The sequence below is a fragment of the Ramlibacter sp. AN1133 genome (assembly GCF_037890035.1).
Lineage (GTDB): Bacteria > Pseudomonadota > Gammaproteobacteria > Burkholderiales > Burkholderiaceae_C > Ramlibacter.
The window spans coordinates 227,511-248,973 of sequence record NZ_JBBKTQ010000009.1; the positions used below are offsets into that span (position 1 = coordinate 227,511).

A 21,463-nucleotide genomic window follows, 5' to 3' on the forward strand; every position below is an offset into this window, starting at 1 on the left:
TCAGAGGAGGGGTGCATGCCGCACCGACTGCGCCGAATCATCGGCATCAACCTGAGGACGCCTCGGGACCAAGGCACGTCGTGCCGCATCGTGGACTTGGACACGCGCGGGGCGGTGATGGCGCTGGGCGCCAACGGCGTCGGGAAGACCAGCTTCCTTCGCCTGCTGCCGCTTTTCTACGGCGCGCAGCCCAGTCGCATCCTGCGAGGTAGTGGCCACGAAAGCATGATGCGCCACATGCTGCCGGAGCCGAGCAGCTGCGTGGTGTTCGAATATGAGCGCGACTCCGAGGTCGATCTGCGGTGCACGGTCGTGCACTGCGCCCCCGACGAGGATGCTCCCCAGTTCCACATCATCAAAGCCGGCTTCGACGAGCGATTCTTTACCAGGGAAGACGGCTCGGGCTGGGTGTTCCTGAAGCGAGACGAATTCAAGTCGCAGACGGAGGGTCTCGGCTTTGAAGTGTCGCCAGCCCTCTCACTGTCGCAGTACCGCTGTGTGATCCTGGGCGACAAGGCCGAGACGAGGGACATGGTGCGCTTTCGCCGCCTGGCAGCCGAGCACTCGCTCGCCCCGGGCATGCTGCGAGGACTGGATCAGATCGCCGCGGCCATGGGTCCGGAGGCGCTGTCGTTCAACACACTGCAGGAGATCGTGACGGGGCGCATCGCAGCGCGCTTGGGGGCCGAAGGCAAGAGCATGCGCGAGTTGAAGAAGCCCGCCAAGGACGTGTCCTCGTGGCTCGTTTCCCAGGACCACCTGTCCAAGGTGGAGGCGAAGCGGCCGCTGGCGGTGGAGCTGGCAAAGGCTTGCCAGGCCATCCAGGGGCTGAACCTGGAGCTGTCGCAGATGCGCGCGGCCGCCGAGGCGCTCATCGAGCAAAAGCAAGCCGCGATGGCTGCGAACCGGGTGCGGCGCGGCCGGGTGGTGGAGCAGGGCGAGCAGGAGGCGACCGGGCTGGCCAGCACGGCCGCCGCGGCCAAGGCGGCCTATGACGAACAGGTGAGCGCCGTCGACGCACTCCAGCACTCGGTGCGCTCCATCGAGCAGCAGCAGGAGCACTACCGCGTCATCGGCATCACAGACCTCGAGGCGGAACACGATCGCGAGGCGGCGCTGCTGGAACAGAAGACCGAGGCCGAAACCGAGAAGGCCAGCCTGGACAGCCAGGCGCAGGGGATCCTGGCGAGCGCCGACGAACGCAAGCGCGAGATCGAGGCGGCACGTTCCGCGGTGCAGCAGCGCGTCGCGCAGCGGCAGGCGGAGCTTGCCTCCGCCTTGACCCGCCGGCTGGAGGAGTTGCGCCTGGACGAGATCCAGGCTCAGGAGACTACCTCGACGCCGGCGCGGCTGGGCGAGCTCCCGGGGCTGCTCCAGGACCTCGCCCGCCAGCAGGGCGAGCTGCAGCAGGCCATCAAGAACCCTTCCGCTTCGCAGGAAATGCAGCAGGCGCTGGCCGCGGTGCGCAGGGATCTGCGAGTGGCCCGCGGCGCCGATCTGGAGGCTAGGACCGGGCTCGCCTCGGCGCAGCGCGCACTGCAAGAGGCCGAACGGGACCGCGATCGCAAGCTGCGCGAGCACGAGGCCGCGCAGGCCACACTCACGGCCCGCAGAGGGCAGGTCGAGGACCTGGAGGGCCGGCAGCAGCCCAAGGCGGGGTCGCTGCTGGAGTTCCTGCGCGCCACCGCTCCGGACGATCTGCGCTCGCTTGCCAGGGTGATCGACCCGAAGCTGCTGCATCGCACTGACCTCGCCCCGCGGCACGACCCCGATGCCGCCGGTGGTGAGGCCGGCACGGTGGCGGTGGGGACGATCACGGTGGCCGTCCAGGGGGTGGAGGTTCCCGACTGGCTGGACGAGCCCGAGCTTCGCCGGCAGATCGAGCGGGCCCGGGAGGCCCTGCAGCGCGCAGCGGCGGAAGAACAGGAAGCCCTCAAGCTGGCCCGGCGCGCTGGCGCGACCGCCTCGGAAGCATCCGAGGGCGAGGCGCGGGCACGGGCACGCGCCGCCGCCGCACATGACGCCGTGGTGCGCCTGGAGCAGCAGGATTCCGACCTACAGGACCAGGCTGAGGCTGAACTGGTGGAGCGCAAGGATGCGCTCACGCAGGAGCTTGCAGCGGTACGGACCGCCATCGGTGCGCTTACAGAGGAGCAACGGCTCCTCACGCGCGAGCTGGCCGAACAGCGCCGCAAGCTATCCGCGGAATTCGATGCGCAGCGTACGTCGGCGCGCCAGGAGAATACGGCCGCCGGGCAGCGGCTCGACAAGGAGCTGACGGATGCGAACGAGCGCGCCGCCCAGGGCGTGCAGCGCATCGACCTGCAGGCGCAGCAGGAACTGACCGCCGCCGGCGTCGACGCGACCCGAGTGCAGGCAGTCTCCCGCACGATCGGCGAGCTGGGGTTGCGGCTGCTCGCCATTTCCCAGAACCGTCACGAAGTGACGGCCTGGCGGGTCTTCCGTGACCGGGAGATGGTGCGCCTGCCGGGTGAACAGGTGCGGCTGGCTCAGGCAAGGGACGCCCGCGGCGCCGCCCAGGCACGCTGGAGCCAGGCGCAGGAGGCCGTCAGTGAGCATGCCAGCCAAGTGCGCGACGAGCTGGATCGGGTCGACCACGAGCACCGGTCCGCCGGCGACGAGGTCGCGAGCTTGCAAAGCCTGCTGTCACGCGAGCTGCTCGTGATCATCCCGCCGTCCGGAAGCTTTCCGGTGAGCACGTGGCTCACCGAGGATTTGCTGCGCGAAGTGGGCAGGAGGAATTCGGAGCTGGCCACGAATGTAGGGGCGGCGAATGGGCACATTCGCGCGATACGCCAGGCCATGCAGGTGATCGAAGGGCCGGCTACGGAGTGGCTTGCTCGCAAGGAGACCGAGCTCCCCGAGCTTCAAGACCTGGCGAGTCATCTGGACGCGCTGCGCCGCGGACGCATGCTGTGCGAGTGGTACGACACGGATTACACCTCAGCTGTGGTGTCGCTGCGCAACGAGCTGACCGGCGTGCTGGGACAGGCCCGCCAGTTCGTGAAGGACCTGGATGACTTCGATCGCGAGATCGGCCGCTTCAACCGCGAGCTTCAGGACCAGATGTCGCGCGTGACGCGCTTCCCGAGCTTCGGCAATTTGAAGATCGGTGTGCGCTCCACCGTCAAGTCGCTGGAGTACATCGGCGATCTGCAACGCATGAAGGACCTTGCGGACAGCCGCCAGTCGCTCTCGCGCGCCAGCAGCGCGCCGATGGCGCGGGACCTGGAGCTGCCGGGTGCCGAGGAGGTGCTTTTGATGCGCAAGCTGCGCGACCTGCTCTCGCGCGAGGGCGGCATCCGCACCAGCCTGAACGAGCTCGTACGCCTGGAGTGCTCTTTGCAGGTGAACGGACGCGAGCGCACGATCGGCCGGGAAGACGAGTTCAAACGCTATGCGAGCAATGGTCAAACCATGCTGATCGTCGCCCTGTTCCTCATGGGATTCGCGAGCATGGTGCGCAAGGACGCGGGGGGCAACGTGCGCGTGACCTGGATCTGCGACGAGGTCGGCAGAATTGACTCCTTCAACTTGAAGGCGTTCCTCGACACTCTCGACGAAAACCACATCGACGTGATCAGCGCAGCCCCCGAGGCTTCGGGAGGGGCCGCGGAGATGTTCGATCGCCTCGCACGCTTCTATCCAAACGGCAACATCGTGACCGCCGACTGCGAGGCCCTTCATGTGGTTTAGCGCTGCCCTCAAGCTCCTCACCGCGGGGGAATTCGTCTGCCCGGTCCGCTTCCCGGACGAATTTGAGGCGCTCGACGCACCCGAAGGCCGGGAGCGCGCCGAGCGCTGGCTGGGCGAGATCGGCTACCGCCTGTGCCAGCTCGAAGACGGTGGCGCGTTCTTCATGGCCTTCAACAGCCTGGACCACGATCAGAAGGCGCAGGTGCGCGAGCAGTTCCGCAATCTCCGCGACCTGCTGCAGCCGGCCGTGCGCTTCCTGGAGACGGTGCGCCAAGCGCAGGGCCGCGGCGAACAGCTCCAGCCTGGACAGGAAGTGGTGCAGTCCGCCCTCATGGAGGCGGTGCGCGGCTCAACATCTTTGGACCGGCGGCTGCAGCAGATGCGCGATGTGCACGGCTCACGCACTACGGAATCGAGTGCCGACCGGCTTGCGCGGATCCTGGAGCTGCTTGAGAAGGAAGGCTTCTTGCACCTGGCCAACCCGTCGCACATGGTCTACCTGGTGACTGGGAAGGTCAGATGGTTGTACCAGACGCTCGCATTGATGGCGGAATACACACCGTCCATGTCCGACACCGAGGACGAGGCACACCAGGAGGAACAGATGGACCTGGCGCAGGAGGGTGACGATGGGGGGCCGGTCCCCGGCGCCTCGACCTCGGGCGACGGAGGCGCGGGAGATAGCCCGTGAGCGAGATCCGCGACGCGCTGGGGGCACTGCGCACACATGCGTCCCACATCGAGAGCCTGGTGGAGGGCGGCACCGTCCTGCAGGACGCCATCCCCAGGAGCGTGACGACGGCGTTGCGCGGCGCGAGCGCGCTGCGCCCCGCCGGCGAGGACAGCTGGCGGCTCCATCCACGCCTGCGGGAGTACCTACAGGACCACCTGCAGCTGGTCACCCCCTTCCAGTCGTTGAAGGAGATCGGGCAGGCGATCGCGTCGCTGGCGTGGCTGCGTGACGAGATGGACGCGGCGGCGCGCGAGCGCGACCAGGTGGCCTTCGATTCGCTGGAGGCAAGCACCCGAAACACGGTCTACGACATCGCGGACGCCACCGAGAGCAACGTGGCCTTTCTCACCGGCATGGTCAGTTTGCGCTATGGAACGGCCAAGACGCTGGCAGCGAAGCTGTCCGAAAACAGGTGGTACGAGCGCCAGGCGCGCGCCCTGGAGACGGACCTGGGCCGGCTGGTCGTGCGTGCCGAGGACCTGGCGCGGCACGCGGAGGCCAAGCACTGGGACATTGGCACGGTCATCCGACGCGTGATCCTGACGCGCATGGCCGGCTGGACGGGCGAGTTGTCGGAGGTGCTCACCCGGCTGCGCGCCGAGGTGTTCCTGCTGCGTCAGGTAGAGGCCAACCTGCGCAACCTCGCGCGCGCCGATGCATTCATGGCGCAACAGCCTTCGTGGCGCGGCCCGGAGGCGGACCTGCCGGAGCAGATCCCAGACGTCCTGCTGGCCACCGCGCTTGCTCACCGTCTGCGGGCCCATGTGGATCCCCAGGACGACTTCGCCGAGGTGCGGAAGGACGTGGAGCTGATCGTCCAGAGCCTGCCCCCTCGCAAAGTGGCGCGCGAGCCCGAGCCACCGAAACGCATGGCGGTGGTGCGTGAGGAGCAGGGCGAGCCAGTGCTCGACGCCTATGCAGAGGCGCTGCACCGCCTGAAGCTGCAGGTACTCGACGCCGCAACTCCGATCTCTCTGGTGCAGTGGCACGCGCAGGATGCGGCCGCTGCAGCCCTGCGGCCGCCGGCGTCGACCGGCCTGCGGCCCGCCTCGTGGTTGATGCTGGCCATCTGCGCACTGGAAGACCGGCCCCACCGGCTGCGCGGCGCGGAGATACGCTTCCAAGTCGACCTGCTGATGAACCCGCCGCAGCCGGGGCGCCGGCTGGCCACCACCTTCCGCGACGCCATGGTGCAGGTGGCCAAACAGTGAGCTTCAGCCCGTCGGAAGCGGCGTTCCTTCGCAGGCTCGTCGCCGAGAGGCCAGCACAGCGAGTTGGGAAGATGGCGCTTGCGATGGCCGCAGCGCACCACATCGGGCGGCCGAATCGGTCGCGTGTGGACTATGAGGAGCGCGACTACCTGGCGGCGGCCAACGCCCTGCGCAGCCGTGGATTCGAGGTCGCTGCGCCGGCCCCGGGCGGCCGCCGCGGCGCTGCGGGCCCGGGCGGGTCCGAGAAGGCCGGCGCCGCCCCCGTGATGGAGAGCCTGTTGGCGGTCGTGCCGTTGCACATGGACGTGCAGTTGCCTGCCGGCGGCCGGTTCATCGCCGCCGACTGGCGGGAGCTGGACGCCAACTCTTTCGACGTGATGCTCGTGTGCGAGAACCTCGAGCCGCTCACGGAGCTGCACTCCTTCGGATGGCTGGAGCGCGACTTCATCCGGCGCCGGCGCACCCTGGCGGTGTTTCGCGGGATGCCGGGATCGTTCCCGACGGGTGCTGCGGCGTCGTTCGTCGCAGCCGTCGCCAAGCCGGTTCTCGGCTTCTACGACTTCGACCCTGCTGGGCTCGCGATGGCGGCGGCGGGCCCGCGGCTGGAGGCGCTTTGCCTGCCGCCCTGGCAGCAGCTTGAGGCGTCGACGCGGCACTACCAACGCACGCACCTGTACCTGGACCAAGCGGCGGGCTGCAGGGCGGTGCTGGACACGATCACGGAAGGGCCCGTACGCGAGGCGTGGGCCCGCTTGAAGGTGCTCCAATGTGGCCTCAACCAGGAGAATTTCCCGCGATGAAGCCTTCTGTAGTAACGAGCTTGGCCCTTGGGATCCTCGTGGCTGCGCACACCGCACACGCGCAGGTTTTCAAGTGCGCTGGTCCGGACGGCAAAATCACGTACTCCCAGGCGCCGTGCGCCGGCGCAGGGCAGCTTCTCGACGCGCGCAAGCCCAGTGCGGTACCGCCCGGGGAGCTGACCCAGCGCAGAGAGGTGGAACGGGCTCGCCGCGGCCAGGCGGCAGAGAACGAGCCCACGCCAGATCGAGGATCCGTTCAGGAGCAGCGTCCGTCTTGCCTTGACGATCGTGAAGTGCGCAACGTGGAAGCCGCCGCCAGCAGCATCCTTTTGGATGCGCTGGACCGAGAAGTGCACGGCGAGCAGGTCAGGCGTGCAAGGAGTTGCCGGCCGCTGATGACGGCGGCTGAGATGCAGATGCGCAAAGAGGAACTGCGCGCGCAACGCCGCGCGTCGCGGGCGCCTGCGCCGGCCGCGCCGACGCAGGGGGCGGCGGGTCCGGTCTTCTCAAGCTGCGACGGCGGGGGCTGCTGGGGATGGGACGGCTCGCGCTACACCGACAGCGCTGGAGGGAACTTCACGCGGCAGGACGGAGCATTCTGCGTACGTTCCGGCGACGCCTTGTCGTGCCGGTGAGCCGGCCTAGCTGCGCGAATCTCGAAGCACCGGTCTCCACTGGCCAACCCCTGGGCGCACCCACACAGGCATTCCGGCCGGGGCTGTTTTTTTGTACACCGCCCGCCGATAATGCCCCACATGACGAGCAACGCTGAAATCTCTCCCATCCTGACGAAGCCCTCGACCACGAGCGAGCCGGCGATCGTGACGTTCGCCGTGAGCGACCCCGAGGTTTTGCTGGCCATGGGCGAATATCCAGAGGGCCAGCAGCGCACCAACTTTCTGGTCACCGCGCTGAAGATCGGCGTCCTGAGCCTGAAGGCCGCAAAGGGCACCTTGGACAGCGACACGGTGCGCCGCGAAGGGGAACACCTCATGACGCAGCTGGGTGAGCGTCTGAACACATGGCGCGGCAAGTTGGAGGACCGGGTCACGAACTCGCTCTCGAAGTATTTCGATCCTTCGGAAGGGCTGTTCACCGATCGTGTGAACCGCCTCACGAAGGCCGATGGTGAACTGGCCACGGTGGTGCAACTGCAGGTGCGAGAGGCGCAGCAAACCCTGGGCAAGGTGTTCGAGCAGTTCATCGGCGAGAACAGCGATCTGCTCAAGGCGCTGGACCCCTCCGGCGACAACCAACTGGTCGCCACCCTCCAGAGGACGCTCGATGGAGTGGTGCAGGCGCAGAACGCAGCCATCCTCACCCAGTTCTCCCTGGACAACAAGGAAGGGGCCCTTGTTCGTTTCCTGTCGGAGCTGCGAGCGAAGCATGGCGACCTCACCGAAGCCTTCTCCAAGGACATGGCCGCGGTCGTGGCCGAATTCAGCCTGGACAAGCCTGACTCCGCTCTCAGCCGGCTGGTGGGGCGTGTCGAGGAGACGCAGAGCAAGCTGACGAACGAGCTCTCCCTGGACAACGAGGGTTCGGCGCTCAAGCGCATCTCCGTGATGCTGCAGGAGCACCAGCGCGTGAACGTGGAGACCTCCACCAAACTGGTCGACACACTCAACGCAGCGGTGCAGGCCATGCAGGTGCGCCGCCAGGAGGCTGCCCGCGGGACGCAGCATGGACTGGAATTCGAGGACTCGCTGGCAGCGGCCTTGCGTGAGCTCGTGGCTGCCGGTGGCGACGTGGTGGAGCAGACGGGCGCCACCACGGGCGTCATCCCCCACTGCAAGGTCGGCGACCACGTGGTCACCATCGGGCCCGAGAAGATCGCCGCAGGCGCCCGCATCGTCTTCGAGGCCAAGCAGCACGCCAGCTACGACCTGGCCCGCTCGCTGGAGGAGGCCGACACGGCACGCCGCAACCGCGATGCGGCGGTGTGCGTGTTCGTGCATTCGGCGAGGACCGCGCAGCCGAGCATCCCCCAGTTCCAGCGTTTCGGCAACGATGTCATGTTGCGCTGGGACGCAGAGGACGCCTCCAGCGACGTGTGGCTGCGTGCCGCCCACATGGTGGCCACCGCCATCTCTGTGCGGGCCGCCAGCCATGGGAAGAAGGACGCAAAGAGCTTTGCAACGATCGATGGAGCCATCGAGCGCATCCGTAAACAGCTCAACGGTTTCGACGAGATGAACACCTCGGCGAACACTGCGATGAAGGCCGTGGAGGCCATCCAGCGCAAAGCGAAGTCCATGGAGAAGGATCTGATGGACCAGCTCTCGACGTTGCAGGAGGAGGCGGCGAAGCTGAAGGCGCGCGACGAAGCGGCCGAATAACAAGTTTGGGCCCGAGTCGACCCGGCCGCACTGAGCTAGAGAGGCGAGCGCCCAGTGTCCCCGGCGGGCCCTGCGTGCCGCTTGTACACCCGCGAGAGAACCAGCACCGGCGCCGTTGCGGCCGCGAAGGCCAGTCCGATCAGCACCGCGTAGAGGGCGAAGTTCTGGACCGCAGACGCCGTTGGAGGAAGCAGTCCCAGGACATCCGTGTCGCGCCATCGCAGCTGGTACACGAGATACCAGCTGATCCCGCCGCTGAAGCTCACGATCGCGATGGCCAAGAGCGAAAGCTCCACGCGCAGATGACTCGTCGCGACCGTCGATTCGATGGGGTGGTCGGTCATTGTTCGTTGAGGCTAGCAAAGGGTCTGGAGGGGAGCAATGCGGAACACACTGCGCATGGCCAGCCCGTCAGGGTTGCTTAACGCTGGAGCGATTTGCGCCCGCTACGTGGTGGTGCAGCCGCCCCGATGACGCGCACCGGCGCAGTCGTTTCTATCCAGCAGCGGGCCCCGCACGAGAGCGGCTTGTCCGGCGAATAGACCACGGTGCTCGGCCCGTCGATCTCCACCGAGTGGCCGTACACGTTCGAATCCTTAGACTTTACGGTGATCACGGGGTCGCGCGTGCCTTCCTTGGCATTTTTTCGAATCGCGTGCTGGTTGATGTGGATGATGACGAGGCCGGCTTTCACGGTGACTTCCCAATGTCAGGTACCAGCGGAAACAGCGGATCCAGGTTCGCGCCCAAGTCCAGCACGTTGCCCACGACCTGGCCCCCCATCGCGTAGAACCTGAGGGGCGCGATGCTCCGCCTGGTGCCGGTGGCCACCGGCGCTGCGGCATTCGCAGGCTGCGCGGCCTCGACGATCAGGAGTCGGTATTCCCCGAGCGGAAGCTGCACAAGAGTGCGGCTGCCTGCCGCCACCGGCACCTGGACGACCCGCGCGTTGGAGGCCCACTGGCTCACCAGTACAACGAAGGAGCGCTGGCCCGCAGGTGCCACGATCTCGAACGGGGCGACGGGGCCATAAGGCTCCTGGTACCAGAGGGGCGCTCTCCCCACGAGCAAAGCACGCGGTGATGCTACCGCGGGTGAGGCCGACACTGCTTTTCGGGAAGATGGGTGCGGCGCGAGATGCTCGCGCAGCCACATTTGTGCGTGCGGTTGCGTCAGCCACCACCAGGGCAGCAGTAGCAGCAGGACACAGCCGAGAAGGCGCGCCACAGACACCCGACCCCGAGGTGCACTGGCCAGGGGCGAGCGGTTCCGCGATCCACGAAACTGCTTCGGGTTGTAGCAGTAGTCCAGATCTGGGTTGCGGGCCGCGCGCTCGCGCCAGTAGTCGCGTTCGTCCTGGCTCACGACGCTGCCTCGCGCTTACGCAACGACGCGCCGACGATGCCGTAGCGCAGCAAGGCCCTCACGCACTGCATGTGCGCGCTCCTGGAGGTTTCGCGGATCCAGCCATCCAGTGGCAGGACGTTGATGCGCTCTGCGCGGCGGCTCACGGCTGCTTTCCTTCCGCGGTGGCGCAGGCGGGGCCAGCCACCGCCTGCGCCACCAAGATCACCACCGAAACCGAAGTCCCCGCGAACTCGTTGTCGTAGACCTCGCTCCAGGTGTGCTCGAAGCCGGCCAGTAACTCCTTGTCTCGCATGGAGGCCGGCAGGATCGCCACCAGCCTGCCGCCAGGGGTCAGCAGGCTGGCCGCGGCTTCGACGTGCAGCTGCGCGCGCCCGTTGGCGAAGGGCGGGTTCATGACCACGCGCTGCGCCCGCCAGCCGGCGGCATGCTGCTCGCGGCTCCAGGCCAAGAAGTCGGCCTGCACGGTGTGGAAGCCACGGGCCCTCAGGATCTCGCAGTTCAGCGCCGAGATCTCCACGCACGTCGTGCGCTCCACCGGCAGGTGCTCCGCCAGGGCCGCGCGCCCCGCGCTCGGCTCCAGCACGGTGTCCGTCGGGCCGATCGCGGCCAGACGCAGGCATTCCTCGCCGAGCCGCTCTGGTGTGGGATAGAACTGGTGGGCGCGTTCGTCCGGGACGCACCCGGTAGTGACCACGGTCCAGAGCACCGGGTGCACTGGGTAGTCGAAGACGAAGGAGCCGGATCGCGTCTGGGTGCCCCCGAGAAGCTCCAGAACCCGCGAGGCCTCGTCGTATGCGCGGGCGTTGGCCTTGGCGTCGTAGCCGAAGGTGAAGCTGTTGCCGCCCCGCCCGTGGCGATCGAGCTGGGAAGCGAAGAGGTCCAGCACCTGGAAGGGCAGGGGCCGCTGCATGAGCGGGAAGTCCTTCTGACGCCGCTCCGGCCGCTTGCGATGCTGCGCGGGGATGGCCAGCGGGTACAGATAGGCCAGCACCTGGTTGAGCCGCCAGGCCATGTCCGGGTGCACCTCGAGGTGGGCAGTGCCCTTCTTGTAGACGCGCACGCGCAAAGCGCCGCCATCGATCGAGTTCCACTCCCCGGTTCCGGATGCCATGATTCGCGTCAGCAGGGTGCCGGCCGTGGCATACCGCGGCTCGTCGCGGCCCATGAACTTGGCCACGACAACGCGTAGGTCGTTGATCAGGCCCGCCATGTTGTAGTTCACCGTGCCGAACTGGTCGAACACGTAGGAGAGGATCATCCGTTTGAAGAAGCCTTCGGGGCGGTTGGTCACGTGCTCACCGGAGAGCCCGCGGAAGACGCCGTCGATGCGCTCGGCAAAGAACTGCGTCCTCAAAGCCAGCAGCGCCTCCAGCGTGGAGCGAACCGTCTCCTCTTCGAAGTCGGGCGTCTTCATTTCGCGGATCTGTTCGTTCCACTCGTCGCGTCTCTTTTGCGGCATGCAGTCGTAGACGTCAGTGAGCTGCAGGGCGCGACTCCAGTAGGTGGCATTGAGCTTTCCCAGTGCGCCGTCGAGCTTGAACAGCGATTCCACCGAGGGCAGGCCGTAGCGGCGGTCCGTCTTGTCGGCGTTGCCTTCCAGGAAGTAGGAGAGCGCGCCACGATGATCGGGGGCGGACATGATCGAAGCGACCGCCTCCACGTCCCGGCGTGCGGCCCGGTATTCGCTGATCAGCCGGTCCACCAGGTTGGCCGTGGCGGGTGCGAAGAACTCGGGCTCATCGCCAGCCAGCACCTGAAGGCCGGAAGGATCCAGGATGTCGACGACCGTGCTCATGCGAAGAACCCCGCCGGTTGAAGCACTGCCCGGCGGACGTGCCGCGCGAACACCGAGCACTCCCACCAGTAGGCTGCCATGGGCGCCTTATGGCGGCGAAAGTCGCGCTCCGCGCGATCGCGGCACATGGTTGCCAAGTCCGCAAGTACCGCGGCAAGCACCCCGCGCGGCGCCTCGTCGAGCGCACCGACGGCCGCAGCGGCGGGCAGGGCCAGCAGTGGGTTGAGGCAGCCGCGGCGATGGATGCGCGCCGCGCTGGCGCCGGGCGAGTACGAGGGCAGGGCGGTCTGCAGGCTGCAGGAGGCCATTGAGGTACAACCGCGCGTAGCCCGCGCAATGTGGCCGCAGTAGACCGAGGCGGCCTTCCAAAACGTGGCCGCCTGCGTGCGGCGCTGGTGCCAGGCGGGTAGTGCACGCGCGGCGCATTCGCGCTTCAGGTCTGCGAGGGACTGGGCGAGGGCATTCCGGTCCTTTGTGCCCAGCGAGGTCAGCGCGGCCGCCGCGGGCAACGCCAGAATTGGATTGCGCACCTCGATGCGGCTGGCCCGGACGATGCCTTGGATCTCGAGGTGCTCGCCGTTCTTGTGGAGTCGCATTTCTGTCTGCTTCAGGATATATCTGCAGAACAAGATACGGGAGCAGGTGCTTAGTGCCAAACAGGTGCGCGTGCAGAGAAACTGGCGTCCACAACGCACTCCTTGCGCCTGGGCCCCCTCACGCGCGGAGGGGGCGCTGGTTGCCTCGCTGGCCCCGGGAGCAAAGAACCGCCGGCTACGCCCGGCGGCCGACGGCGCGCGGGTGGCGCCTCCTGGTTGTGCGCCGTTTCTTGGAGGCCCGCCAGCGGAACGTGCGCGAATGCTGCACGTCCAGTGGCACCCGATCGATGTGATGCCAGTCGATCGGCGCCTCCGGGGCACGTGAGCCCAGGATTTGCGCGAGAACTTCGCACGGCGTGGGAGCGTCGAGGCGTCCAAGGACCGCGGCAACCGCTCGCGCGAGTGCGTTTGTCGGAACGTCCACCAACTGCTGCAGCGCCTCGACCTGGTCGAACCTGGTGAGCCACAGACCGGCCTCGCGCGCCAGTTCCGTGGCCGGTCGCAGATCGGCCGTCATGTACATCGCCAGTTCGTCCCACTCGGGGCGATCGACCGCTACCTCGGTTGCGGTACACCAGCGCAGAACCATCTCCAGCGGGGCGCCTGCCAGGCCGAGGGCCAGGAACTCAGACTCCTCCTCGGAGCCTCTTGCCACTTCGAATCCCACCATGTCGGGGATTTCGGAATCCAGGATGCGCCGAAGAATGAGGAGCGGGTCGCGGCCGAACTCGTCGGCCAGATCGTGCGCACTGAGAAATTGCATCCCCAGCGCGCAATCCAACAGGCGGGCATCTTCCCAGGCAAGCCATTCTTGGACATCTCGCGCCATTCGCTCACCACGTGCTTCCGTCATGGATTCAGTCTTAGGCACGCATCGTATTGCGTCAAACAGGCATGCGAAGCCACCGTAAGTCGTGCCTCCCTCAGAAGGCATCTCCGACCTGTGGCGAGGCAGCATGCTGGGTGATTGGGGGCGTCGTCCGCCTGGCGCGGCGCCGGTCGCGCGCGGCGAACCCGAGCTCAACGCGCTGCCCGCATGTCCCTTGAGAGAATTGCGCCGGGGCGCAAGGTGCTCTCCATTACCTCGTGGCCAGGCAGCATCCGCATGGTGTTGCGCAATGCCCCCTCGGTCAGCCCCCCGGCACACGCCAATTCGACCAGGACACATTCCCTGCCAGCGACATGGACCACGGCGAGGTGCATGGAGTGCGTTGTGGTGATCCGAAGCAGCCTTGCGAGGTGTCCCGCGTCGGCGCCGCGCGCGGCCTGGAAGCAGTAGGCCGCAGGCAGCCTTGGTCCATCAGGATCAGCATGCACGTAGAGGGTAGCCATGTCGCACACTCTACTGGCCATGCGCCTGCTGCGACAGTGGGGGGCCCCCAGTGTGTGACGCCTCGGCGTGCCGCCCTCGACAGCGCGGCCGAGCGTAGACGTTCAGTAGCGGCTGTGCGACAGAACCCGGTTGTTCTCGACGTCCGACTTGGTGAAGAAGATGTTGCGCGCGGCATTGCCTGTGCCGCATGTGACCCAGAAGACGGGGTCGGCCTTGGATCCCTTGGTCGTCGACCTCGATGCGGTCGCCGGATCGATGGCTTTGCACGCGGAGTTCTCCCTTGCGAGCTTGTTCACGCCTGCGATGATGATCGCCTTGTAGTCGCGGGTGAACTGGTCCCACCCGAAGTCCGCTTCCGTGAAGAGCTCCTTGCCGCTGGTGTCGTTTTTCTGACTCCTGAGGACGCTCGTGGGCACCCAACCGATGTGGCTGTCGCGCAGCCACTCGGGACTCTCCACCTGGACGCGGGACCAAGCACCTTGCGTGCACTGCTGCACAACCCGCACTGAATTGTCGATGGTGAGGTACTGCTTTTCGTGCAGCGCTGCGGTGGCCTTCTCATTGATCATGCGCTCGCCCTTGGGTCCCGGAGAGGCGCGCAGCAGAATGTCGGACCCGGTGACTTTCAAGTGCTGGCCGGAGGGCATGCTTCCTGCCCCACAGGGTTGCGGGCCCATCGCGAACGCCCCGGGCGTGAGCAACGCCAGCGCTTGCAGTCCGAAGGCATGCCGCGTTGCTCGTCGTAAGGCTGATTGGAAATTCATAACCGCAATTGTGCCCAGGGTTCGGCCTCCATCGCGGCGCCCCGCACCGGCGGAACGTGAAGGCGACCGATCCCGCCGCACCCAGGGTGCTGCTACTTACCCTTCAGCTTCAGTGCCATCTGCGCGCTAAGCGCGGCTTTCAGGACGCAGGACTTTCGTTCGTCTGCGACCGAACACTCACTCACCCACTTTAGGTAAACCGATGGGCAGTCGGCCTCGAGCATCTTCTGGGCAGAGCGTCCCCCGTCATGTGAGGTATACGCTGAGTTATCCGCGGCCTTGAGCAGGCACGCGCTCAATTGCTCATCGGTGGTCGAGGCGGCGGCCACCTGGACCGAAACACCGAACCCGATAACCAGTGCTGTCGCTCGCTTCATATTGGGCCCCTCCCACGCGCAGTGCTCTCCTCGCGGGAACGCCGTACTGTTTCCTCGACGCACTGAAAGATGAAACGGTAATCGCCGTGCCCCAAGATTTGCGGCGAGTATGACGCCGCAGCGAACAGCTGCGAGTATCGGCTATGGATGGTCCTCGACCGTTGGAGCAAGTCCTCGAAGTCAGCCACCGGAATGCCGAACTCCTCGATCGCGGAGCGGCCTCTTGCCGCCATCCTCGCATTTCGATGGGCAGTCACGTTGTGCCGTTGCAGCAGCAGCGCCTTCACGGTCGGATCGGATTGTGTGCACAACGCGATGTCGGCCTCAAGCTGAACAGGATCCGGTTCGCGTGCGATCTCCGACAGGCTGTCCACGAAAGGATTGCCGGCGAGGCGCTTCTTGAACTCCTGGGTCGCGAACAGGTGCATGTTCGCCTGGATCGTTTTCAGCCAGCTGCGCAGGTGGAGCGACGTGGCGTCTTGGTCGAATGCGCGGGCCAGGGACTGCATCGCTTCCATCACGTGTGCCCGGTGTGTGAGATGCCAGAAGGCGACCGACTGATGGCGCACATTTGGGAATTCCTCATGCGCGTTCAGGAGATCCCGGTATAGGCGCCAGTGAAAGTGCGCATGCTGGATGTCGTCAGCCAGCGCTTCCACCAGGCGGTTGAATTCCTTCCCATCGGCAATGCGGATCATTGGGTAGCTCCGGCTTCGTTTTCCAAGGTGGTTGACCGTTCTCAGGCCTTGACGCGGCGACGTGATGTGGTTTTAGGCGCGAGTTGCTGCTGGAGCGCCGCGACCTGTGCTCGCAGATCGGTTTCGGTTCGGCCTGCGCTGGCGAGGGCCTCCTGCAGCGCCGCAGCTTGTGTCTCCTGAGTCGCGCACAAGCGCTGCAACGCCGCGGAGGATTCCCTCGCCTGCGCCAGTTCGCCCCGACGCTCCACCAGATTGCGCTCTCGCTCGGCAAGCTGGCGATCGCGCTCCGCCAGGACTTGATCCTTCGCCGCGAGCAGCCGCTCGCGCTCCGCCACCGCCTCGGTCAGCTCCCGCTGCCGGCGCTCCCCCGCCTCCCTGGTCGTCTCGAGCTTTTCGAGTGCCGCGCGCAGCGCCGCCTGGCTCTCCCCCAGTTGCTGCTGCACACGGGTGGTCTCACCACGTGCGCGATCGATGTCCTGCAGGTAGCGGCGTTCGTTGCCGGCTGCGCGCTGGGCGTCGGCGTCGCGCTCACGGGCATGCTGCTGGATCTGCTCCTGAAGTCGTCGGCGTTCCTCGCCGACTTCCGTCTGCGCAGTGTGCAGCTGCGCCTGCAACTCCGAACTGCGCGTCTCGGCGCGGTCTAGGCGCACCAGGGCGTCTTCCAGCTGCCGGTGCAGGTCGTCGGCGCGCTGGCTGGCCAGCCGGGCGTTCTCCTCCAGTGCGGTGCGGGCCGCCTCCAGCTTCGTTTCGCGCTCGGTGATCGCCGCGCGGGCCTCGGCGATCAGGTTGCGCTCCGCATCGAGGACGGCTTGGGCGTCCTCGGCCGCCTGGCGCGAGGCGGTCTCCCAGATCAGCTTCGCGGCGTTTACCACCGGCATGGGCAGGCCCAGGGCCGCCGTCGGCGGCGGCAACGCCGGCGCTTCGCTGTTCAGGCGCGAGGCCAGAGTCTTCCACCAGTCCTTCAGGTGCGGCCCCACCGTGTTGGGCGAACCTCGGCCGATCTGCCGGCGCACGCGGTCCACGGTCGGGCCCTCGCCCGAGCGAAGCAACTCATCGGCGGCGACGAACACATCCTGCTTGGTGATCCCTCCGGGTGGTGCCATTTTTTCCCCCCCGTCCTTTCATTGGTTCCTGTGTGGGGGCGCCCCGGGGGTGGCCGGGAGAACTGGCATATTTCCGGGGCGGCTACCGCCTCAGCCCGGCCATGCCATTACCCACGATAAACTTACGTTATGGTGCATATGTAGTGTGGACTACATATCACACCGTAGCACACATAATATCCACATCGTATAGTTCTCGCAATCCGCTGCCGCTGCGACTCCCCCCGGCCGTGGGGGCCTTAGTGGACGTTGGGGCCGGGGGCAGGGAACCGCGTGACTGATGAGCACCGGTTGGCGCTTGGGCCGATGTTTCTAATAATGGACATAACGCGCGCTAACAGCGAAAATAAGCAACATGAAGGCCACCATCGAACCCCTGCATGTCGAGACGCAGGCCCAGTTGCACCAGCTGGGCGAGCGTCTGCGGCTTGCTCGGATGCGGCGGAGGGTGGGCGTAGACCAGTTAGCTGCGGCCGCCGGCCTGTCGCGCGTGACGGTGTTCCGCATCGAGCAGGGCAAGCCGTCGGTGGCCATGGGCGCATACGCTCGCGTGATGGAGGCGCTCGGTCTGGCGGGGGATCTGGGCATCGTGGCGCAGGCCGATCCGCTGGGCCGGCAGATGCAGGACCAGCAGCTCCCCGGGCGCCGCGGGCGCGCCACGGCCGCATCGGAGCTACGTGCCGCTGACGAGCTCTGGGCATTCAAGCGCCACAACCAAAAGCGCGACATCGACGCGATCCGCGCAGGTCGGGCCAGCAACGCCGGCATGAGCTGGTTCACCGAGGAACAGGCCGCCAGCGCAGAAATCGTGGGCGAGCCGCTGTAACCCCCCCATGGCTACCACCGCGCCCGTTCTCCCCGCCGACGAGGCCCCGCTGGATGCGGCGACCTTGGACGCCTTCCTGCGCCACATGTCCACCGAGATGGTGCTTGTGGGCGGCCAGGCGCTGGCGTTCTGGATGCAGCGCTATGGGATCCACAGCGAGGGTGCCGCGATCTCCAACGACGGGGACGCCCTGGGCAGCGTACGCCAGGCGCGCTACCTGGCCGAGAAGCTGCGTGCGGCGCTGCTGCTGCCGGAACCGACGTCTCTCACCAGTCTGGTGGCGCAGCTGCGCATCCCGGTGGCCGGCACGGGCAAGGTCCGCAACATCGACGTGCTGCACCTGCTGTACACCACCAGCGGGCTGAAGAAATCCAACGCCTTCACGCGCCGAGTGGAGCGCAACGCAGTCACCGTGAAGATGGCCGGCGGCATCGATCTTCGCATCATGCATCCCCTCGATTTGCTGGAAGCCAGGGCGCACAACGCCGTTGGGCTCACCGCCCAAAAGGGCGAGCACGTAGTGACACAGGCCCGATGGGCGATCGCGGTGGCCCGCGAAGCCCTCATCCGCATCGCCAGCGACGTGGGGCGGCCCGATCGCGCCGGCGCATGCGTGCAGCGCGTCTTTCGCCTCTGGAAAAGCTCCGTGGGCCAGCGCCTGTGGAAGGAGCACAAACTGTGCGTCCTCGATGCGATCGACGGTGAGGAACTACTGCGGTACCGAGACGAGCTGCAGCAGCAGCTGGCCACCGTTGCGCGGGAGCGCCCCGCCGGCGACGCTGCAGACTCCAACAGTCCCCGGCCGAGGGAGGCATGACCGTGCAAGACCGAGAACCGCATGCTCTGTCCCCTGCTGCGGCCGCCACCGGCGCGCTGGACCTGAAGCGCCTGGATGCCTCCACGCAGAAGGCCGTCCGCGAGATCCTGCACCAGGGCGAGTCCGCCAACACGCGCGCCGCCTACCGGGCCGCCGCGCGTTACTGGCTCGCCTGGTTCGAGCTGCGCTACGACGTGGACTTCGTGGAGGCGGAGCACTTCCCGCTGCCCGCCGAGGTGGTTATCCAGTTCATCGTAGACCACGCGCCGCGTTTGAGCGAGACCGACACGGTGCTGCAGCACGAACTGCCCCACCAGGTCGACCTGCAGCTGGTGAGCTCCGGGGTGAAAGCCAAGCTCGGGCCGATGGCGCTGAACACGCTGGAAGCCCGGCTGGCGGCCATGGCGCGCCTGCACCGCGATCGCGGCCTGGAGCCGCCCACCGAGGAGACAAAAGTGCGACGGCTCATGCGCGCCGTGCGGGTGGTCTACGCCAAGAGCCCGGCCGGGGCACCGAAGAAGAAGGACGCACTGCATTGGGATCGTCTGGCGCGGCTGCTCGCCACCTGCGACGACACGCCCCGAGGCGTTCGCGATCGAGCGCTGCTGCTGTTCGCCTTCGACTCGGGCGGCCGCCGGCGCTCAGAGATCGTGTCAGCCGACCGGTCACAACTGAAGCGCGACGCAGGCGACTACATCTTCACGATGCGGCACTCCAAGACGAACCAGACCGGGGTGGAGAAGGCCACCGATGCAAAGCCCATCGTAGGCAACGCCGCAGAGGCCCTGCGCGCCTGGCTGCGGCTGCTGGATGCGGCAGGTTTCCACACGGGACCGCTGTTTCGGCGCATCCGCCGCGGCGGCACCATCGCACCCGAGGGGCTCGCGATCACGGGGGTGTGGGACATCGTAAAGGCCCGGTGCGCACTTTCCGGCCTGGACGACGAAGGCGACTTCTCGCCCCACTCGCTGCGCTCGGGGTTCATGACGCAGGCAGCGCGTGATGGCGTGCCACTCAACGAAGCCATGGCCTACTCCGGGCACAGCAACGCGCAGACCGCCATGGACTACCAGCGCGCGGACGACATGAAGAAATCGAAGGCTGCGGGGCTTGCCAGCCGGAAGCGCCAGGCCTGAGCGAGCAGCCGCTCAAAACTGAAGGAGGGGACCGCTGTGCCTGCGGTTCTTCGCAGGCAAGCACCCATGCCTCCTGTGGAAGCAGCGCAGCAGATGCCCCTCCCACTGGACCGGCTTGTATTGCACGCCACCCGCAGCTGCGTTGAGTTTTGCTGCAGACGCCCACCACACTTGCATGGGCCCGTGCCGCACGATCAGCTGCGAGTAGTAGCTCCAGTTGCTGCTCTCGCGCGCCCACCGCACCAGGTCGAGCTCGCCAGGCGGCAACGGGTCGCTCCCACCGTCGCTCGCGAGGAGTGCAATGTAGGGTCGCCAGCGCTGCGAGATCGTCTTGTCGGTCTTCTCGATGTAGGAGATGCGGGATTTAGCAGACGCACTCACAGGATACGGATGCTGCACAGTCCACACGAACACGACGCCTGCCGGATCTTCATCCGGCTTATGCAGCAGCACGCTCCGTAGTGCTTCCTGCAGGGAAGCGGGATCGGAGCAGTGTACGGGCGCGATTTCGCCGGCCAGCGGTCGAAAGCAGCCTGCCAACGGCTGCGGCAACCCGAGTTCAGCAGCGATGACGTTGGACATGCGCGATCCTCCTCTGGATGCTCTGAACCGCGCGATCCGCAACCGCCTCGCTGCATGCAAGATAGCCCATTTTCGCGAGTTCGACGCTGGCTGCGATCGCAAAGTGCTCGCCGGCGCGTGGTCGTGCCCTGCTGGGGATCACCAAGTCGAAATCGAAAAGTTCCTCGGAGTGCCGACGCACAAGGACGGACGCGACTGAACCGCGTGCCCTGCGCGCGAGCAACCAACAGATCCCTTCGTGCTCGATTCTTGCCAGGGACGCTGGAGCCGTCACTGTGATGCGCGGGACGCAAGGCATCAGGCAATGATAGTCGGGCCCGCGATGCGCATGCGCCTGGCTCCATCAGGTCTCGCAGGCCCGAGCCCCGCGCTCGCTGGCCGCGAGGAAGGTGGTAGCGTATCGGGATGAACGGCACCGAACCCGCCCTCGACTTCGCCGGCCTGCGCTCCCGCCTTGAGGATGCCTACGCCGCCATCATGGAGCGCTGCGAGCGCTCGGATACCGCAGCGGCATGGGCCGAACGCACGGACGGCGCGGCGCCGACCTCCTGCGAGGCTGTGCTCCAGCAGATGGCCGACGTGATGGGTGACATGGACGCGGTGAAGGAACCCACCGACGAAGACAGCGTTCGATTCGCGTCCCGCGTGGTGGAGCTGGCAGGGCAGGCGGATCGCGTGGCCCTCCCCTAAAGCGATCTCGCCCGCACGGCTCCACGGACCCGGCAGATACAGCGAGCCAGCATCCGCACGCACGTGTGGATCTGCTTCACCAGAAGTGACAGGCCCTGGCGGTCTGCTTGGCGCAGTGGTGCCCTGGTGCTACCGTGGTTCGCATCATGTCCCAGCAATCGCTGTTCGAAGATGCCTCCCCGACTTCCTCCGCGGTCGACGCCGCGCCGCTCCCCCCCAGCCCCGTCGACTCGCCGATGCCGCCACAGATTCCGGCCGAGTGGCTTGAGGCGGCCGTGCGGGCCTGCTTTCTGCAGTCGCAGAAGAAGCGCTGGGCGGCGCTGAGCACCGAACAGCAGGATGAGGTGGGCCGTGCCTTGTGGACCTATGCGACGGCGCGCCATCGCAGCATGGAGCTGCCGGGCCTTGCGTTGCATGCGGAGGCGGCGCTGTTCGGCTGGCTCGCGGCGGACCCGGAGCTTGCGGCGGCCGTGCACGTACTTAACGCCAACTGCGTGAATACCGCGGATGTGCCGCTGCTGCGCTCTAGCTGAGCCGAAACCCAGGGGTCGGTGATTTCACCGACTCCGAAGGGAAGC

At 66.8% G+C, this 21,463-nt stretch carries 23 protein-coding genes; 12 read left to right on the plus strand and 11 right to left on the minus strand.

The window, feature by feature from the left end:
* Positions 1-15: 15 nt before the first annotated feature.
* The 6 genes from WG923_RS15280 to WG923_RS15305 all read left to right on the plus strand — a co-directional run bounded on the left by WG923_RS15280 (position 16) and on the right by WG923_RS15305 (position 8,800).
* Complete coding sequence (locus tag WG923_RS15280) at positions 16-3,717, plus strand: ATP-binding protein (protein ID WP_340351825.1); 3,702 nt, start codon at positions 16-18, stop codon at positions 3,715-3,717.
* A complete protein-coding gene (locus WG923_RS15285; RefSeq protein ID WP_340351826.1) occupies positions 3,707-4,408 on the plus strand; it encodes a hypothetical protein in 702 nt (233 codons plus the stop codon). Before WG923_RS15280 ends, WG923_RS15285 begins: the two co-directional genes overlap by 11 nt.
* The gene (locus tag WG923_RS15290) at positions 4,405-5,661 is read left to right on the plus strand and encodes a hypothetical protein (RefSeq protein WP_340351827.1); all 1,257 of its coding nucleotides are present in this window, start codon (positions 4,405-4,407) and stop codon (positions 5,659-5,661) included. The genes WG923_RS15285 and WG923_RS15290 overlap by 4 nt, the downstream gene beginning before the upstream one ends.
* 83 nt (positions 5,662-5,744) lie before the next feature.
* Positions 5,745-6,461, plus strand: a complete 717-nt coding sequence (locus tag WG923_RS15295; RefSeq protein ID WP_340351828.1) for a DUF7281 domain-containing protein — start codon at positions 5,745-5,747, stop codon at positions 6,459-6,461.
* Positions 6,458-7,096: a DUF4124 domain-containing protein gene (locus tag WG923_RS15300; protein WP_340351829.1), complete on the plus strand. Its 639-nt coding sequence runs from the start codon at positions 6,458-6,460 to the stop codon at positions 7,094-7,096. The genes WG923_RS15295 and WG923_RS15300 overlap by 4 nt, the downstream gene beginning before the upstream one ends.
* Positions 7,097-7,216: 120 nt before the next feature.
* On the plus strand, positions 7,217-8,800 hold the full coding sequence (locus WG923_RS15305; RefSeq protein ID WP_340351830.1) for a hypothetical protein: 1,584 nt from the start codon (positions 7,217-7,219) through the stop codon (positions 8,798-8,800).
* 35 nt (positions 8,801-8,835) lie between these two features.
* On the opposite strand, the gene WG923_RS15310 is transcribed toward WG923_RS15305, so the two are convergent.
* The 10 genes from WG923_RS15310 to WG923_RS15355 form a co-directional block, all read right to left on the minus strand.
* Positions 8,836-9,144, minus strand: a complete 309-nt coding sequence (locus WG923_RS15310) for a hypothetical protein (RefSeq protein WP_340351831.1) — start codon at positions 9,142-9,144, stop codon at positions 8,836-8,838.
* Between the two features lie 77 nt (positions 9,145-9,221).
* On the minus strand, positions 9,222-9,494 hold the full coding sequence (locus WG923_RS15315) for a hypothetical protein (protein WP_340351832.1): 273 nt from the start codon (positions 9,492-9,494) through the stop codon (positions 9,222-9,224).
* On the minus strand, positions 9,491-10,165 hold the full coding sequence (locus tag WG923_RS15320; protein WP_340351833.1) for a hypothetical protein: 675 nt from the start codon (positions 10,163-10,165) through the stop codon (positions 9,491-9,493). Before WG923_RS15320 ends, WG923_RS15315 begins: the two co-directional genes overlap by 4 nt.
* On the minus strand, positions 10,162-10,311 hold the full coding sequence (locus tag WG923_RS15325; RefSeq protein WP_340351834.1) for a hypothetical protein: 150 nt from the start codon (positions 10,309-10,311) through the stop codon (positions 10,162-10,164). The genes WG923_RS15320 and WG923_RS15325 overlap by 4 nt, the downstream gene beginning before the upstream one ends.
* Positions 10,308-11,963, minus strand: coding sequence for a DUF4942 domain-containing protein (locus tag WG923_RS15330; protein WP_340351835.1), 1,656 nt, complete (start codon positions 11,961-11,963; stop codon positions 10,308-10,310). The genes WG923_RS15325 and WG923_RS15330 overlap by 4 nt, the downstream gene beginning before the upstream one ends.
* The gene (locus WG923_RS15335) at positions 11,960-12,559 is read right to left on the minus strand and encodes a hypothetical protein (RefSeq protein ID WP_340351836.1); all 600 of its coding nucleotides are present in this window, start codon (positions 12,557-12,559) and stop codon (positions 11,960-11,962) included. The genes WG923_RS15330 and WG923_RS15335 overlap by 4 nt, the downstream gene beginning before the upstream one ends.
* 175 nt (positions 12,560-12,734) lie before the next feature.
* Positions 12,735-13,412 carry a hypothetical protein gene (locus WG923_RS15340; protein WP_340351837.1) on the minus strand — a complete coding sequence of 226 codons (678 nt, stop codon included), beginning with the start codon at positions 13,410-13,412 and terminating at the stop codon, positions 12,735-12,737.
* A 581-nt stretch (positions 13,413-13,993) separates the two neighbouring features.
* On the minus strand, positions 13,994-14,656 hold the full coding sequence (locus WG923_RS15345) for a hypothetical protein (RefSeq protein WP_340351838.1): 663 nt from the start codon (positions 14,654-14,656) through the stop codon (positions 13,994-13,996).
* 373 nt (positions 14,657-15,029) lie between these two features.
* On the minus strand, positions 15,030-15,731 hold the full coding sequence (locus WG923_RS15350) for an AbiU2 domain-containing protein (RefSeq protein WP_340351839.1): 702 nt from the start codon (positions 15,729-15,731) through the stop codon (positions 15,030-15,032).
* 41 nt (positions 15,732-15,772) lie between these two features.
* Positions 15,773-16,834 carry a DNA-binding protein gene (locus WG923_RS15355; RefSeq protein WP_340351840.1) on the minus strand — a complete coding sequence of 354 codons (1,062 nt, stop codon included), beginning with the start codon at positions 16,832-16,834 and terminating at the stop codon, positions 15,773-15,775.
* A 355-nt stretch (positions 16,835-17,189) separates the two neighbouring features.
* Between WG923_RS15355 and WG923_RS15360 the strand changes: the two genes are divergently transcribed.
* From WG923_RS15360 to WG923_RS15370, 3 genes are read left to right on the plus strand one after another with little or no spacing between them, the layout of a single operon-like run.
* Complete coding sequence (locus tag WG923_RS15360; protein ID WP_340351841.1) at positions 17,190-17,660, plus strand: helix-turn-helix domain-containing protein; 471 nt, start codon at positions 17,190-17,192, stop codon at positions 17,658-17,660.
* Between the two features lie 7 nt (positions 17,661-17,667).
* Positions 17,668-18,477 (plus strand): hypothetical protein, encoded by an 810-nt coding sequence (locus WG923_RS15365; RefSeq protein WP_340351842.1) that lies wholly within the window; start codon positions 17,668-17,670, stop codon positions 18,475-18,477.
* Positions 18,474-19,613, plus strand: coding sequence for a site-specific integrase (locus tag WG923_RS15370; protein ID WP_340351843.1), 1,140 nt, complete (start codon positions 18,474-18,476; stop codon positions 19,611-19,613). Before WG923_RS15365 ends, WG923_RS15370 begins: the two co-directional genes overlap by 4 nt.
* A 12-nt stretch (positions 19,614-19,625) precedes the next feature.
* On the opposite strand, the gene WG923_RS15375 is transcribed toward WG923_RS15370, so the two are convergent.
* Complete coding sequence (locus WG923_RS15375) at positions 19,626-20,195, minus strand: hypothetical protein (protein WP_340351844.1); 570 nt, start codon at positions 20,193-20,195, stop codon at positions 19,626-19,628.
* Between WG923_RS15375 and WG923_RS15380 the strand changes: the two genes are divergently transcribed.
* The 3 genes from WG923_RS15380 (at position 20,188) to WG923_RS15390 (ending at position 21,418) form a co-directional block, all read left to right on the plus strand.
* Positions 20,188-20,394, plus strand: coding sequence for a hypothetical protein (locus WG923_RS15380; protein ID WP_340351845.1), 207 nt, complete (start codon positions 20,188-20,190; stop codon positions 20,392-20,394). The two genes, WG923_RS15375 and WG923_RS15380, sit on opposite strands and share 8 nt — an antisense overlap.
* A gap of 206 nt (positions 20,395-20,600) precedes the next feature.
* Positions 20,601-20,885, plus strand: coding sequence for a hypothetical protein (locus WG923_RS15385; RefSeq protein WP_340351846.1), 285 nt, complete (start codon positions 20,601-20,603; stop codon positions 20,883-20,885).
* Between the two features lie 146 nt (positions 20,886-21,031).
* Entirely contained in the window at positions 21,032-21,418 is a 387-nt protein-coding gene (locus tag WG923_RS15390) for a hypothetical protein (protein WP_340351847.1), read from the plus strand.
* The last annotated feature ends 45 nt before the right edge of the window (positions 21,419-21,463 follow it).